Source organism: Mucilaginibacter paludis DSM 18603 (genome assembly GCF_000166195.2).
Lineage (GTDB): Bacteria > Bacteroidota > Bacteroidia > Sphingobacteriales > Sphingobacteriaceae > Mucilaginibacter > Mucilaginibacter paludis.
In genome coordinates, this window is the sequence record NZ_CM001403.1 from 7876541 (window position 1) to 7890526 (window position 13986).

Genomic DNA, 13986 nt, shown 5'->3' on the forward strand with positions numbered 1-13986 from the left:
CTATGAAAATTAAAATATATCCTCAACTAACCAAACTGGCGGTTATTGCCGGCATCGCTTCCTGCGCATTGGTTTCGTGTAAAAAGTTCATTTCGCCCGAACCTGTTTCATCTTTCAGCCAGCAATTTGTATTTAGTAACTTACCTTACGCCAAGGCCGCGGTAATCGGAGTTTATAATAACCTTTCGGGGCAAAACTCTTACGGGCTGTATTATAGCATGTATTACCCCTACGATACCGACGAAATGATGGGAGCGGGCGGCAATACCCAGGACGGGGAGCGCCGCGACCTGGCCCGTTACAATATCACCTCAACCAACGGTGGTATATCGGCTGCTTATGCCAACAATTACTCGGGTATTGAGCGCGCCAATATTTGCATTGAGCAAATACCTCAGATGGCGTTATATAGTTCGGGCTCCGCAATTGAAAAAGGCGAGCTGCGAAGGTTATATGGTGAAGCCCTTACGTTAAGGGCGCAGTTTTATTTTGACCTGGTAAAGGTTTGGGGAGATGTGCCGGCGCAATGGCTGCCTTCTGCAGAGATGCCTACTTTATTTATACCCAAAACAGACCGCGACACCATTTACAACCGTTTGCTTAACGACCTGAAAACAGCCGAAGACCTGGTGCCCTGGAGAACTGAGATTGCCACTTTAGGCGATGCCGCCGACGAACGTATTACCAAAGTTGCAGTAAAGGCGCTAAGAGCAAGGATAGCGCTTTTTCGTGGTGGATATTCTTTACGCAGGGTAAGCAATGCCATGGAACGCCGCGCTGATTATAAAACCTATTATACCATAGCCCGCGACGAGTGTGCCGATATTATGGCGCGAAGAGATCAGCATACGCTTAACGCAAGTTATAAAGCCCTGTGGCAAACTTATGTATGCGGCCGTAACGCCAATGAGCCTAACGGCGAGTTTTTGTTCCAGATAGCCGAAGGTGGCAATACCGGCACCACCGACGGGCGGATCGGGGTTTATAATGGCACCAAAGTTGGCCAGAGTTCAAATGGTTCCTTATCTATTCTACCTACCTACTATTATTCTTTCGACTCTACCGACGTTCGCCGCGATGTTACTGCCGCACCTTATGAAACCAAAAACGATTTGGTGAGCCGCACCGGCCACGCTATTACCAATATACCGGATGGCAAATTCAGAAGGGAATGGTGGAGCAACCCGGTAAACCCTACCTTGGCTACGCTGCAATCGGGCATTAACTGGATCTTAATTCGTTTTTCGGATGTTTTATTGATGTATGCCGAAGCTGATAATGAACTTAACGGCGCTCCGTCTCAGGCAGCTATATCGGCCGTTAACGAGGTAAGTAAACGGGCGCATGGCGGCAACCAAGCTTTGGTGCCCGCCATCCCTACCGACTACACCGGATTTTTCAAGTATCTGGTACGTGAGCGCTACCTCGAATTTGGTGGCGAAGGCATCCGCAAATACGATCTGATCCGCTGGAACCTGTTAACCGCCGCCATTGCCGAAACCAAGGTAAACCTGGCTAATATGGGAGCCGCCGTGCCATTGGCCATGAATGCACCAAGCTACATGGCCTCCCCAGCTCCGTACTGCCTTAGCGCCACCTTGCCACAATTTATGTACTACTGGACTACACTTCCAACGGTATATAATGGCAGTAATTTAAATACCTACGATGATTCGAGGATATGGGCAAACTCCTTATATAAACCAGCCCCGACTACAACACCGGCCAATACCACAAAGGTAAACTGGGTTGGCGTTCAGGGCACATCGGGCTTTAACGCGGTTTATACCAATTTATTCGCCTTTGCTTTCAAGCCCAATCATAGTGAGCTGTACCCCATCTATATCAACCAGATCAATGCAAGTGCAGGTGTTTTAACCCAGGATTACAACTATTAAAATTAACACTTTTGTACAGAGGCTACCTCGGGTAACCTCTGTACAATTTAATCACCTTTAAGGTAATCACAAAAACAAAGTAAACCTCCAACCCGTAAACTAAAATGAAAAAGCTCTTATTTTTCTGTTTGATTTTTACCAGCTTAAACCAGGTATATGGAGCCAGACGCATTACGGTAGCACAGGATGGCAGCGGCAATTATAAAACAGTTCAGGAGGCTGTTAACGCGGTAAAAAATAATGACGCTGAACGGACGGAAATATTTGTAAAAAAAGGAACCTATAAAGAGCGGATAATTGTCGGTCTCAATAAAATAAACATCTCGCTTATCGGCGAAGATGTAAAAAATACGGTGCTTGTTTTTGATAATTATGCCTTACGGTTAGATTCGGCCGGGGTAGCTTTGGGCACCGCACGAACGGCAAGTTTTTATGTATACGGCAGTGGCTTTACCGCCAAAAACATCACGTTCCAAAACTCGGCTGGGCCTGTTGGCCAGGCGCTGGCAATTTACATAGCCGGTGACAGGGCCGCATTTTTTGGCTGCCGCTTTCTGGGTTTCCAGGATACCATATATACCAATGGCCATGGTGCCAGGGAGTACTACCAGGATTGCTATATCGAGGGTACAACGGATTTTATTTTTGGCGCGGCAACCGCTTTGTTTGATCACTGCACCATATTCTGCAAAAAAGGCGGGTTGTACATTTCTGCCGCCTCAACGCTCGATACTACCCAATACGGTTATGTTTTTATGCACTGTACCGTTACCGGGAACGCACCCGACGGCACCTTTGCTTTAGGCAGGCCATGGCGGGCTTACGCCAAAGTTGTTTATTTATATTGCGAGCTCGGCAGAGTGATTATGGACGCAGGCTGGGACAATTGGCGTAATGCGGAAAACGAAAAAACAGCCTATTATGCTGAATACAAAAATACCGGCCCGGGGTATCGCCCGGATAAACGGGTAGCCTGGTCGCACCAGCTCAACGATAAAGAAGCCAGATTATATACAAAACAACAAATTTTAAACGATTGGAATCCTGATTAAACAGGTTACCGGGGATTATTGCCCAAGCTGCCGGTGTGATGACGGATATTTTTGATAAGCATTTTACAGAAATAAATAAAGCGATACGAAATGAAAGAATTACCTTATTTTTTTAATTTATTAAAAAATAACAACCTCATATCTAACGCCGTAAACAACAGAAAGCTGAGCGATGATGACCTGGCCGGGCTTGACTATACGCGCAAGGACAAGAACGCGGTTACCGTTAAAAACTTTATTTTGGATGAGTATGATCAATTTACCGAGGTTTTTATCCTGATGAGCGAATTTGGCGTCCTGGTAGATTTTATCACCCACGACACCAAATATTTTGAAAATGCCATGCTGTATTTTAATACCAATGCTGTCGCCCGCCGCAAACGGGGATATATTGCCGAGCAAAAAGCATTGCAGGTGACGGCCAAGCAAATCAACAAATTCGATATTTTTTCGGTAACCGTACACGGCGCGGTTATGATTTCAGAATTTTACGGTTGTAAAATAATGACAGGCTTCTACGCCGGTTAAATGTATAGCAGAAAGCCAGCCTATGCCGGTGAATTTTAATAATAACGCAGTCCGGAAGCCGATTTAACTACCCTACCTTTAAGGCTTTTGTCCGAGTAGATCTCCAGCAATCAACATTGTTTTATATTAAAAAAATATAATAAAATACACTCCTTACCAACATTGTAAAATCAAGTAAATAATTATCAATCAATACCTTAATGCAATCGTTGCCGGTAACGATTGCACAGTTTTTTATCTAATAATATTTCAAATATCAATATATTAAAATGACATTAGAGTTAAATTATAAACCAATTAGTATTTAATATTAACCTTTGAGAAAATGAAAAAACTATTAGGATTTTTAGTGCTTTCGTGCGCTATTTTGAGTTGTCAAAAAAGTTCAACCGTAAACCCCGCCAGTAGCGCCGTGGCTGCAAGCGTAAATTTGCCTGCCATTACTTCGCAATCATTCGCCAGTACCACCGTAACCACCGAGGCGGCGTTAAAAACTGCGGTTGCCAATGCAAAGCCCGGCGATGTAATTACCGTTAGCGGTACCATTAACCTGACCAGCACCTTGCAATTGCTGGTAAGCGGCACTGCAAGCGCCAAAATCAACCTATCGGGCGGTACCCTGAATTGCTCGGGCATATCATCGGGCTGGGGTGTAAAAGTTAATGGCAGTTACTGGAACATCCAAAACATAACCATTAAAAACGCGCCAAGCTGTGGTATTGTATTTCAAAGCGGCGGTTACAACTATGCTTATAAAATAACATCAACCGGCAATAAAGACTCCGGAATACAGGTTTATAACGGCGCACACGACGATAACATCACCTACTGCACGTCATCTGAAAATTATGACACAGCCAACGGTGGCGAAAATGCAGATGGATTTGCATGTAAACTATCAGCCGGCCAAAACAACAAATTTGACCATTGCACTGCCTATCATAACTCTGACGACGGCTGGGATCTGTATGGCCAGCCTTATACCGTAACCATCACCAATTGCACATCAACCAATAACGGTTACGGTGGTTCTGGCGACGGAAACGGCTTTAAACTGGGTAGCGCAGGTCAGTCTGTACCACACACAGTTACCAACTGCACATCAAGTAATAATACAAAATCAGGCTATGATGGTAATGGCAACACCGGCCATATCACTACAACAGGCAGCAGCGGCAGCGGTAACGGATACGCTTTATTTTACCGCATTTACTAATTCACCAAATTATTAACCATAGCTAATTGGTTTATCAATAGCAAAAAAGTCGCTTTTAATAAAGCGGCTTTTTTACTATTAAATAATTTTTATCCTTCCCCAATCGATGTAGAACCGTAAATATATCCTCCGAGGTCAATCCCACTCCTATCGCTAATAATTTTATTTACTTCCATAATTTTTTCCAAAAAAGACTTGAGAAACCATTTGATTGCATATATATTTGCAACCAAATGGTTTCAAAGCTATGCAACAATGATGGCGTTTACGCAAATTGATGCCTAACCACATCCAAACAGTAACTTTAATGAGAAGAGATATTTTTCAAGCCATAGCCGATCCCACCCGCCGGGCCATCATCGCCTTAATTGCTATACAGGCCATGACACCTAATGCTATTGCTGAACATTTTGATACTTCGCGCCAAGCCGTTTCAAAACACCTGCGTGTATTAACAGAATGCGAACTGGTGAGGCAGGAACACCAGGGCCGCGAAATATTTTACCAGCTGGAAATTGATAAAATGAAAGAAATAGACAAATGGTTGGAGCAATTCCGGAAAATATGGGAAACACGCTTCCAACAACTCGACGAGCTCTTACTAACCATAAAAAAACAAACGCCATGAAACACAATCTGCAATTCGACTTTATTGCCGACAAAGAGAAAAACAAACTGACCATAAGGCGGGAGTTTTTAGCCACAAGGCAATTGGTTTGGGACTGTTATACCAAAAGTGAGTTGCTCAACCAATGGTTTGCTCCCAAGCCCTTCACCACCAAACAAAATCAATGGATTTTAGCGAAGGTGGGCATTGGCATTATGCTATGGTAGAACTAAACGGTGCCGAATATTGGGGTTATACGGCGTACATAAAAATCAAACCGATTGACTACTATACCTCTTTGGATGCTTTCTCGAACGCGGATGGCGAAATTAATAATGACCTACCCAAGGCGGAGTGGCTGGTAACTTTTACCGACAAGGATGAAAACGCCTTGGTAGAAACTGTCGTTACCTATAAATCGTTATCGGATTTGGAACAAATTATTCAGATGGGCATGGAACAAGGTATGATGGCCACACTGGAAAAACTGAATGAACTATTATTAACCTTAAAAAAATTAAAATGAGCAACAAAATTATCATTACCTCAACGGTAAATGCAGACATCAAAAAAGTATGGGATTATTATACAAACCCCATACACATCACAAAATGGAACTTTGCAGACCCATCATGGCAATGCCCTTTTGCCTCAAATGATATGCGGGTTGGTGGGAAATACTCTGCAAGGATGGAAGCCAAAGACGGAAGTTTTGGTTTTGATTTTGAAGCTATTTACGATGAAATTATTGAAGGCGAAAGCTTTATCTATACCATGCCCGACGGCAGGCAGGTAACAGCTAACTTTAACAATAATGGCAACCGAACCGACATTATAATAAAATTTGACGCGGAACAGCAAAACCCCATCGAAATGCAAAAAAATGGTTGGCAAGCTATACTTGACAATTTTAAAAACTACGTCGAAACAAACTAACGTTAAGTTAATTTAAAATCATTGTGAGCTCTAAAAGCAAAAACGGGAATTTGCCTACTGGAATTCCCATTTTTTTAGGAATTGAAAGTGGTAGCAAAATAATTAAAACGGAAAATATCTGAGAGCTATCGCCTCAATTTCTCTCAATAACTTTTATGAGGCCATTTTTGAATGGTAACTATTTCTTGAGCCGCTAATCATTTAATCCCTTTCCATCCAAGATTAGTGGCATACATTTTTCAACTCTTGCCTCGCGGGTTTTGGACTGCTTGGGAGCAGAAAAATGAAGGAGATAGGCTCGTTGGCGGCCAGGTGTCAAAGCTTTAAAAGCATTGTTCAGCGATGGATGACCATCTAATTTAACCTGGAACTCTTCAGGAACGGCAAACTCTGTGGTCTTTTTCATTTCTACCTTTAACCCGGCCTTTTCCACTTCAATAGCCTCGGCAATATAGGCTTTCAAAACAGGCTCCAGTTCAATTATTTCCTGAACATGGGTAAACCTTACCTGGCGAGCTGCCTGCACATTCTCACTTTGTTGGATCAGGATACCATCGCTATCACTTAATAAGGCGCCCTTGAAAAACAGCACTGCACAATATTCTTTAAATACATGTATCAATACAATATTCCTTTTTTGAAACGTATAACAGGGAGTTCCCCATTTGAGTTCTTCGCGTAGCTGGCAGTCCAGAATGATCATTCTTAACTTGTTGATTTCAGCCTGCCACTTATCGGTTTTATGAAAATAAAAGTCAACCTCAGGATTCATGTTACGCTCGCTTATAATTTCGTTATTGTTATTTACTCATTCTGAGTTAGGAGCAGCACCTTTTAAAAACACAAGCATGCCCTCACCTAAAATAAAAATAGGGAAAAGTTTTTAAACTTTCCCCTATTTTAAAAACACGCTATTTAACTACAAAAGCTTACTTAAAATCCAAATCGCCGATGTAAACGGCACCGTTTGTCCCTTTTTTCATTTGTAACACTATAATTTCTTTCTTTTCCTGTGGGGTACCGTAATGGGTGAACAATTCGGCCATAATGGTTGTGGGCCCGGCAATGGTGGCCTGCCTGTCGCCATAGTAATTGATCTCAATTTTGTATGTCCCTTTAATCGCCTTCTTCAATAAAAACTGTTCGGGGCCAAATCCCTGGGTCATATCGTGCGAAATGCGCCCTCCAATTTCGGTGCGGTTATGGCTATAATAACATTTTTCGTTATTAGGGTCGGTTACCCATAAATCAATATCGGTATTGTTCATGTTCCAATCCATTACAATGCGCACATCTACCGGCACGGGTTTGATGATAGCTTTAGGGATTGATGACAGATTGAGCTTACCTTTGTTCAGCGCGATGATGCGGTTAATTTCGGGCAGAAAAACCTCCTGTATCCCGTTGTAAAGGCGGTCTGCTTCTGCTGTGTAACTCCTCGTCATGGCATCATAAAGCACATCCAGCGCTTTTTGGTGTTCACCGGCTTCTTCCAGCGCCAATCCATAATCGCGATAGCTCTGCGGATCCATGGGGCGCAGTTCTGTAACCTTTTTAAAGGCGAATACCTCGCCCTCAAAATCGCCAAGCTGCTTTAACTTGTAACCTAACATTTTATATAGCTCGTAACTACCCAGATCTAACTCAGCCAAGTTGCTTAAAATGCGGAGGCCAACTTCTTTGTGACCGGTTTTAATAAAATAATCTGCCACATCAAAATAGTAAATCGGATTGCTGCTAAAGGTCTGCCTTAAATCCAGGTACTTTTGATATTGATCGGTTTTGGCCACTTTTTGAATCAACTTTAAATAATCAGCCCCAGCAGGATTATAAGTAATATTGATCCCCCCATTTTTATCCGTTGCGACGGTATCTGCCGAGGGCGATTGTGCTTTACCCTTCTTTGTAGTAATCATAATCACTCCATTGGCGGCCCTACCTCCGTAAACGGCTGTTGCGCTGGCATCTTTCAATATGCCGACGGACGTGATGTCGGTGGGTTTAATGCCGCCTATATACCCCATCGCAACGCCGTCTACCACATATAATGGTTGAGGAGAAGTAACGCTCGCATTACCGCGGATCACAATTTTATCAGTTGCACCTGGAGTTGGCGTATTGGATATAGCAACCCCTGCCACCATTCCCTTGAATTCCATATCAGGCAAAGCTTGAACAGTTGCGCTACTCGAAACCCTTTTTTGTGTTGCGTATCCCACAACCATTACCTCGTTTAAACTATTCGCGGCAATGGGCAATGTAATTCTGCCGAGAGCATAATTTCTTACAACAATCTGTTTGGATTGATATCCGATTGCAGTCACCGTGATTATACTGCCTACCCTGCCGTTAACCGTAAACTCGCCTGAGGCATTGGTTACGGTACTGGTATTCTGGCCGCTTACCCGTACTGTAGCGCCGGGCATTGGGCGCTTATCATTACCGGCAATAACAGTACCCGTTATTTGCAATTGCCCTCCCGATGCCTGGCGACTTTCGGCAACATGACTACTCGGGTGCGACGGTTCGTCGGTCACCTTAATTGCTTTAGCTTGTGTATCAGCGGCCCACCACTGGCTCAGTTCGCTCTGCATGTTCACAGCGGTAGTTACGTTTTCGCGCCGGGTACCGGTATTATCGGTCCCTCTTTGCTTCATAATCATATCATACTGCGCCTGCAACTCCGCCGGAGGCTCAATTTCATACTGTATATAGTCGTATACGGTTTCTAAAACAATCAGCGATGTATTCCGGGTAACCATACAGAAACGCTTTCCAAGCGATTCAATTTCCTGCCGGTTGGCCTCATAATTAATATCCAGTTCACTTATCTTTTTCTGCGCCCAAAGCCTGGCTACGTTTATATCCTCAACGCCGTTTTTTGCCAGATCAAGCGTTATTGTTTTTTCGTAAGCCACCTTATCACCATAGCCATATTGTAAAGTAATAGTTTGATTGGGATTCCGGGTGATACCTGCGACAGAAAAAGCGCCACTTACGGCAACCGGCAAGGAGGGATAATTCTCTTCTACCGCATCGGTGGCTTTCACACCTAAAAAATGAAGAGATTGCGTGGTGAGTTTGTTTAGAGCCGCTTTATCGTCGTCCTTATTGAGGTCGATCAGTTCGCCGCCGGATTTAAGCGCAATCAGTTTCAGATTACTATAGTCGGCAACCGTTGCTGAATTAACACAATAAACAGGCCTATTGCCCAGTTTGATATTTTTCTCGCCGAAGGTTTGATGCCCATCACTCATCAGCAAAAACTCATCTACCGCATATTTTGATAAATTGACGTTGCCAAAGTTGGTAGCCCCATCGTAGGTAACATGTTCCAAATCGGTTTTAAGCTGAGCCCAGTTTCCACCATCAATTGTGTATGCCTTCGTGCTTAAAACGGTATTGCCAAAAGTTACCAATGTAATTTCGGCATTGTTAACCCGTTTAAAATAAGCATCCAGTAATGTAAACTCCTTTTTTATATCCCGGTTTGCCCCACTTAACGAAGCATCCCATAATAAACCAATGTGCTGCGAAACCGGCCTGCTAATCGTTTTGGCTTGTAGCCTTGTGTTGATAAAATAATAATATTTGTTGCCTTGCGCTTGTATCACCACCTCACTTGCATCCAGTGGCTTGGGTATTGAGAACGATAAGGAATGATTGGGCACATAATCATTTTTATCGATAGAAGCGGAATACGTATTCTGATGTTTATCAAATTGCAGCTCATCACTATTGGCATTATCCGTAATAGGGGCAGCCGCGCTTTGAACAACTGCTACCTGGAGCGAAAAATTTTTAACTGTATCCTTTACATTGAGCGGCAAATTAAATTTAAGATTTCCGTTATCTGCCAATGGAATTTCCTCTTCGTAACCAATAGTTACCGTGCGTGTGCTGTTGGGGTTTATAGGATAAATGCGTGTACGGAAAGTATTCCCCTCCACTTTTTCAAGCAGGCCCGGATCGACGCGCCTACGCTCTATCGACTCGAACACCACAGCACCCTTTCCACGGTCAACCGGGACGGCTTCCCGAATTTTGCCATTAATATCCAGTGCGTAACGGCTCACGCTAATACCATCTTTCAACGGAAAGGTAAGTGTACCCTCCAATACTCTTGATGTAGAGTTGGCAAAAGTCATTTGCCAGGTAGTGCGGCTGATATTACCGTAAATGGCAACATCAATTTTTAACTGTTGCAGTTTTACGCCGTTATTGCTTTTACCATCCACGGTTAATTGTGGCGTTTGGGCACGGGCGGTTAACGTTTGTAGTACAACAAATAACAGTGCGAAGAAATATTTCAGGCTTTTCATGGTTGTTAATTTCCCCGAGGATGCAGGGAGGTATTACATTCCATAAACTTTTTTTAAAAATATTTTCGCCGGTTGCGATTCCCTGCCGGGGATTGGAGCTAAAAAAGGAGATTCTTTAAAATTAAACTTGATCTGACTTTTACGCCCTTCCGATGTGGTTCACTTTGACAGCATTAGTTACTCACTTTTCACGCGATCCCCCCCATATTTGTGGGCAGCATACTATCTGCCTGCTGGAAAGATCAACGGTATCGATGGCGAAACTTTTCTATTATTGCGATGTGTATCCACGGGTAGGTCTTTTAGAGGTTCATTTGATAAAGGACATATACTCCATATGTGATTTGGATTTTTATCACGATCGATATCGAACCAGTAATAAATTTTAAACATTTCGCTCCGATTATTTACCCTGGTTATTGCATCTATCATCCTTCTATTGGTAGGGGCGTTAATATCATAAATACTTTCATCATCAGAATCTAACCAGTTATGGTATGCTGTCAAATAATCTTCCTTCCAGTTCATCCAATTAATTTCTTTCCATAAAAATTGGTAAACAGGATGACTTAAAGCCACGTTTTCTTCAGTTTGTACATGCCATATGATATTATCATCAACACCTGTTACCATTACTTTAAACTGTTCCATCTTTTTTTATTAAAACGGCTGTTCTCTTATTCAACGAGATAGTAAGTATCAAACTCAATGCCGATTGAATATTTACTTAACCTACAAATTAATTGCTTACTAAGAACAAAGTATGGATTGTAATCATAAAAGTAAGCATAACATAACAAGTGATTCTTGGGATATTTATCTAAGACCTCTAAAAAAGAACTCTGATGCTTGTCTAATAGATCAAGCATAATTTCTATAGGCTTGTTTAGATGTACCTCGTCACTTCCAACTTGCTTCTCCACATTTAGTATCCAAAGATTTCGATTATTAAACTTTCCAGCAATTACTTCCCCTGTGTTTTTATTATACTTTTGACTTCCTTTTACAATTAGTTCTGAAGGTTCAACCTGTAATAAATTGGTTATAATGGCAGGATGATCTTCGTCTGTTTCAATTAACAGCGAACATCCGTATTCATCATTTCTATTAAGTTCATTTTCTTTTTTGTACATAATTATTTCAAATAGTACTAAAGGTCAAGTATATTAAATTCAAACCAGAAATAATACGATGCTGTATGATGTACTCAAGAATAGAAGAAGCCGTTATTCAAAAAGGAACAACGGCTTCTTATTCAAGCTTGCAGAATTAATACATCAATTACTTAACCGGGCAAAAAAAACTTATTTCCGGATTGTCAGTAAAAAACTACGGAGGCAAAATGCAAACTAACCGGCGCTCTGCCCTATCTTTCGCTTGTTGTTCACTTACTAAAAGGTATCCAGGTTTCCATTTCCACATGCCCACGGTTGCCCCATGCAAAATACGGAATCAACTGTACATCTACTGTACCCAGATCTTTAGTGGATACTTCACGATATAACTTATTTTTCCAGTTGGCATTCTCCAGTGTGGCATTGCCGTTTAAAGCAACAATATCGCTGTTATCAATCACGATTTTTTGTGGCACTAAGTTGATCTTGCTCGACAGCGACAGACTGAAAACCTTTTTATCTTTGGGCATCCCGGCAGATTCAACGCAATAAACAACAGGCCCACGTTTTACAGCAATCTGGTTACGCACTTCTTCTACCAGCGGGTTGGCTTCTATCATTTTCACCGGCATCGGCAACAACAGTTCAATTTTATCGCCTGCATGCCATTTGCCGTTAATTTCTGCATATTGGCCCGGAGTTAAAATTGTATTCACCGCTTTACCGTTAACAGTTACACTGGCACCGCTGCCGCACCATCCGGGTATCCGCAAAAATAAAGAAAACGCCTTTGCCGGAACTTCGTTTAAAGCTATGCTGATTTTACCATCCCAGGGATAATCCGTTTGTTGGGAGAGTTTTATTTTGGAGCCATCCTTCAACAACTGGGTTGACAGGTTATTGCCGCCGTATAAGTTTACCCAAACACCTTTATCGGATATGCTATAAGCATAGTTGCCAATTTCAGCAATGGTGCGGATCACGTTCGGCGGGCAGCAATCCGAATAACCGATATAGTCCACCCTATCCTTCGACCAGCGTTGCTGAAAAGGCATATCATCCGAAACACTCAGCGGGTTGGTATACAAAAACTTTTTGCCGTTCAGGCTGATGCCCGACAGCATGCCGTTATATAAGGTAAGCTCCATCACATCAGCATACTGCGCCTTTCCGGTTAATTGCAGCATTCGCCAGTTCCATAGCACATTACCAACGCTGGCACAGGTTTCGTTATGGGCGGTAAAATTAGGTAACTGGTAATCGCGACCGTAAGCCTGGTGAATCTGCTGCACATCTTTCAGTAAATACGATGTTCCATCGGGCGATGCTCCATCGTAAATAGCTCCACAGCCACCGGTAATATACATTTTGCGGTTAACCACATCGTTCCAAACCAAGTTTAGGGTATGCATTAAAGTGGTGTCGCCAGTTTCTGCATATACATCAGCCGCGCCTGCATATAAATAATTGGCCCTGACGGCATGCCCCAAAGCCTGGGTTTGCTCACGGAATGGAATCCTGTCCTGGTTATCATCGGTACCGTCTTTCATTAATCCACGGATGTCTATCAGGTTTTTGGATAGCTCCAGGTATTTCGGCTCGCGCGTGGTGCGGTACATTTCCACCACGCCCATATAATGCGATGGGCAGATGGCGTTACGTGCCAGCTCTGGCGATGCGGTTTTATAAAAGCGGTATAAGTAATCCGTCGCCTTAATGGCAATATCTAAAAAGTTTCTTTTCCCTGTAGCCCGGTAATGTACGCAGGCCGCTGTCATCAGGTGGCCTAAATTATAGGTCTCAAAATTCAACCTGTCGGCAAAGGCCTTGGCTTTATTAGGGTTCTGGCGTTCGTCAATTTCGGTTGGTGTATGGATATAGCCATCCGCGCGCTGGGCCTTAGCCAGCAAGGCGATGGTCTTATCCATCAGGGCATCTAATTTAGGATCTTTAGTAACGGCATACATGCTGGCTACCCCTTCAATCAGCTTGTAAAAGTCGCCATCCTGAAACGGGGGGCCAACGTGCGATCCGGTATCCAGTCCGGCGGCAATTTCAAAATTCTGCGTAGCATGCCCCATAGCCGGGTCTGTATAAACTTTCCATAAGTTGGGCAACATCGAATCGCGGCAAACTTTAAACCTGTCGGCCCAAAAACCTTTGGTCCAGGTTACACCATCCATATCTACGCTGCTTAAAACCGCATACGGGCTTTTGGAGGTATTTACCAAACTTTTGTTTTGCGCCATCGATGCACATGCCATTACCAGGCCTGCCACACCAAGGCCAATTTTTTTTATTGTAATCATTGA

General features: G+C 43.0%; 13 protein-coding genes. 8 read left to right on the plus strand and 5 right to left on the minus strand.

Going from position 1 to position 13986, the window contains the following annotated elements; all coding sequences use genetic code 11:
* Nucleotides 1-2 precede the first annotated feature (2 nt).
* The 8 genes from MUCPA_RS33330 to MUCPA_RS33360 all read left to right on the plus strand — a co-directional run bounded on the left by MUCPA_RS33330 (nucleotide 3) and on the right by MUCPA_RS33360 (nucleotide 6237).
* Nucleotides 3-1898 carry a RagB/SusD family nutrient uptake outer membrane protein gene (locus MUCPA_RS33330; protein WP_008512743.1) on the plus strand — a complete coding sequence of 632 codons (1896 nt, stop codon included), beginning with the start codon at nucleotides 3-5 and terminating at the stop codon, nucleotides 1896-1898.
* A 104-nt stretch (nucleotides 1899-2002) separates the two neighbouring features.
* Nucleotides 2003-2950, plus strand: a complete 948-nt coding sequence (locus MUCPA_RS33335) for a pectinesterase family protein (RefSeq protein ID WP_008512745.1) — start codon at nucleotides 2003-2005, stop codon at nucleotides 2948-2950.
* Nucleotides 2951-3040: 90 nt separating this feature from the next.
* Complete coding sequence (locus MUCPA_RS33340; RefSeq protein WP_008512747.1) at nucleotides 3041-3478, plus strand: hypothetical protein; 438 nt, start codon at nucleotides 3041-3043, stop codon at nucleotides 3476-3478.
* Between the two features lie 325 nt (nucleotides 3479-3803).
* Complete coding sequence (locus tag MUCPA_RS33345; RefSeq protein WP_008512748.1) at nucleotides 3804-4694, plus strand: right-handed parallel beta-helix repeat-containing protein; 891 nt, start codon at nucleotides 3804-3806, stop codon at nucleotides 4692-4694.
* 307 nt (nucleotides 4695-5001) lie between these two features.
* Entirely contained in the window at nucleotides 5002-5322 is a 321-nt protein-coding gene (locus MUCPA_RS33350) for an ArsR/SmtB family transcription factor (protein ID WP_040628637.1), read from the plus strand.
* Entirely contained in the window at nucleotides 5319-5528 is a 210-nt protein-coding gene (locus tag MUCPA_RS39130) for an SRPBCC family protein (RefSeq protein WP_233276816.1), read from the plus strand. Before MUCPA_RS33350 ends, MUCPA_RS39130 begins: the two co-directional genes overlap by 4 nt.
* On the plus strand, nucleotides 5486-5827 hold the full coding sequence (locus MUCPA_RS33355; RefSeq protein WP_233276817.1) for an SRPBCC family protein: 342 nt from the start codon (nucleotides 5486-5488) through the stop codon (nucleotides 5825-5827). Before MUCPA_RS39130 ends, MUCPA_RS33355 begins: the two co-directional genes overlap by 43 nt.
* On the plus strand, nucleotides 5824-6237 hold the full coding sequence (locus tag MUCPA_RS33360; RefSeq protein ID WP_008512754.1) for an SRPBCC family protein: 414 nt from the start codon (nucleotides 5824-5826) through the stop codon (nucleotides 6235-6237). The genes MUCPA_RS33355 and MUCPA_RS33360 overlap by 4 nt, the downstream gene beginning before the upstream one ends.
* Nucleotides 6238-6430: 193 nt before the next feature.
* Here the strand turns inward: MUCPA_RS33360 and MUCPA_RS33365 are convergent, their stop codons facing one another.
* The 5 genes from MUCPA_RS33365 to MUCPA_RS33390 form a co-directional block, all read right to left on the minus strand.
* Nucleotides 6431-7009, minus strand: a complete 579-nt coding sequence (locus MUCPA_RS33365) for a YdeI/OmpD-associated family protein (RefSeq protein ID WP_008512762.1) — start codon at nucleotides 7007-7009, stop codon at nucleotides 6431-6433.
* Nucleotides 7010-7166: 157 nt separating this feature from the next.
* Nucleotides 7167-10559, minus strand: a complete 3393-nt coding sequence (locus MUCPA_RS36595; RefSeq protein WP_008512768.1) for a VIT domain-containing protein — start codon at nucleotides 10557-10559, stop codon at nucleotides 7167-7169.
* A gap of 222 nt (nucleotides 10560-10781) precedes the next feature.
* Entirely contained in the window at nucleotides 10782-11210 is a 429-nt protein-coding gene (locus MUCPA_RS33380) for a hypothetical protein (protein WP_008512770.1), read from the minus strand.
* Nucleotides 11211-11236: 26 nt separating this feature from the next.
* Nucleotides 11237-11692 (minus strand): DUF4279 domain-containing protein, encoded by a 456-nt coding sequence (locus MUCPA_RS33385; protein ID WP_008512772.1) that lies wholly within the window; start codon nucleotides 11690-11692, stop codon nucleotides 11237-11239.
* A 251-nt stretch (nucleotides 11693-11943) separates the two neighbouring features.
* Nucleotides 11944-13983, minus strand: coding sequence for an aceric acid hydrolase (locus MUCPA_RS33390; protein WP_008512774.1), 2040 nt, complete (start codon nucleotides 13981-13983; stop codon nucleotides 11944-11946).
* Nucleotides 13984-13986 lie beyond the last annotated feature (3 nt).

Coding starts and splice junctions, on each gene's coding strand:
- MUCPA_RS33340 (WP_008512747.1), top strand. CDS start 3,041: ATGAAAGAATTACCTTATTTTTTTAATTTATTAAAAAATAACAACCTC.
- MUCPA_RS33380 (WP_008512770.1), bottom strand. CDS start 11,210: ATGGAACAGTTTAAAGTAATGGTAACAGGTGTTGATGATAATATCATA.
- MUCPA_RS33355 (WP_233276817.1), top strand. CDS start 5,486: ATGGATTTTAGCGAAGGTGGGCATTGGCATTATGCTATGGTAGAACTA.
- MUCPA_RS33330 (WP_008512743.1), top strand. CDS start 3: ATGAAAATTAAAATATATCCTCAACTAACCAAACTGGCGGTTATTGCC.
- MUCPA_RS33385 (WP_008512772.1), bottom strand. CDS start 11,692: ATGTACAAAAAAGAAAATGAACTTAATAGAAATGATGAATACGGATGT.
- MUCPA_RS39130 (WP_233276816.1), top strand. CDS start 5,319: ATGAAACACAATCTGCAATTCGACTTTATTGCCGACAAAGAGAAAAAC.
- MUCPA_RS36595 (WP_008512768.1), bottom strand. CDS start 10,559: ATGAAAAGCCTGAAATATTTCTTCGCACTGTTATTTGTTGTACTACAA.
- MUCPA_RS33350 (WP_040628637.1), top strand. CDS start 5,002: ATGAGAAGAGATATTTTTCAAGCCATAGCCGATCCCACCCGCCGGGCC.
- MUCPA_RS33360 (WP_008512754.1), top strand. CDS start 5,824: ATGAGCAACAAAATTATCATTACCTCAACGGTAAATGCAGACATCAAA.
- MUCPA_RS33390 (WP_008512774.1), bottom strand. CDS start 13,983: ATGATTACAATAAAAAAAATTGGCCTTGGTGTGGCAGGCCTGGTAATG.
- MUCPA_RS33345 (WP_008512748.1), top strand. CDS start 3,804: ATGAAAAAACTATTAGGATTTTTAGTGCTTTCGTGCGCTATTTTGAGT.
- MUCPA_RS33335 (WP_008512745.1), top strand. CDS start 2,003: ATGAAAAAGCTCTTATTTTTCTGTTTGATTTTTACCAGCTTAAACCAG.
- MUCPA_RS33365 (WP_008512762.1), bottom strand. CDS start 7,009: ATGAATCCTGAGGTTGACTTTTATTTTCATAAAACCGATAAGTGGCAG.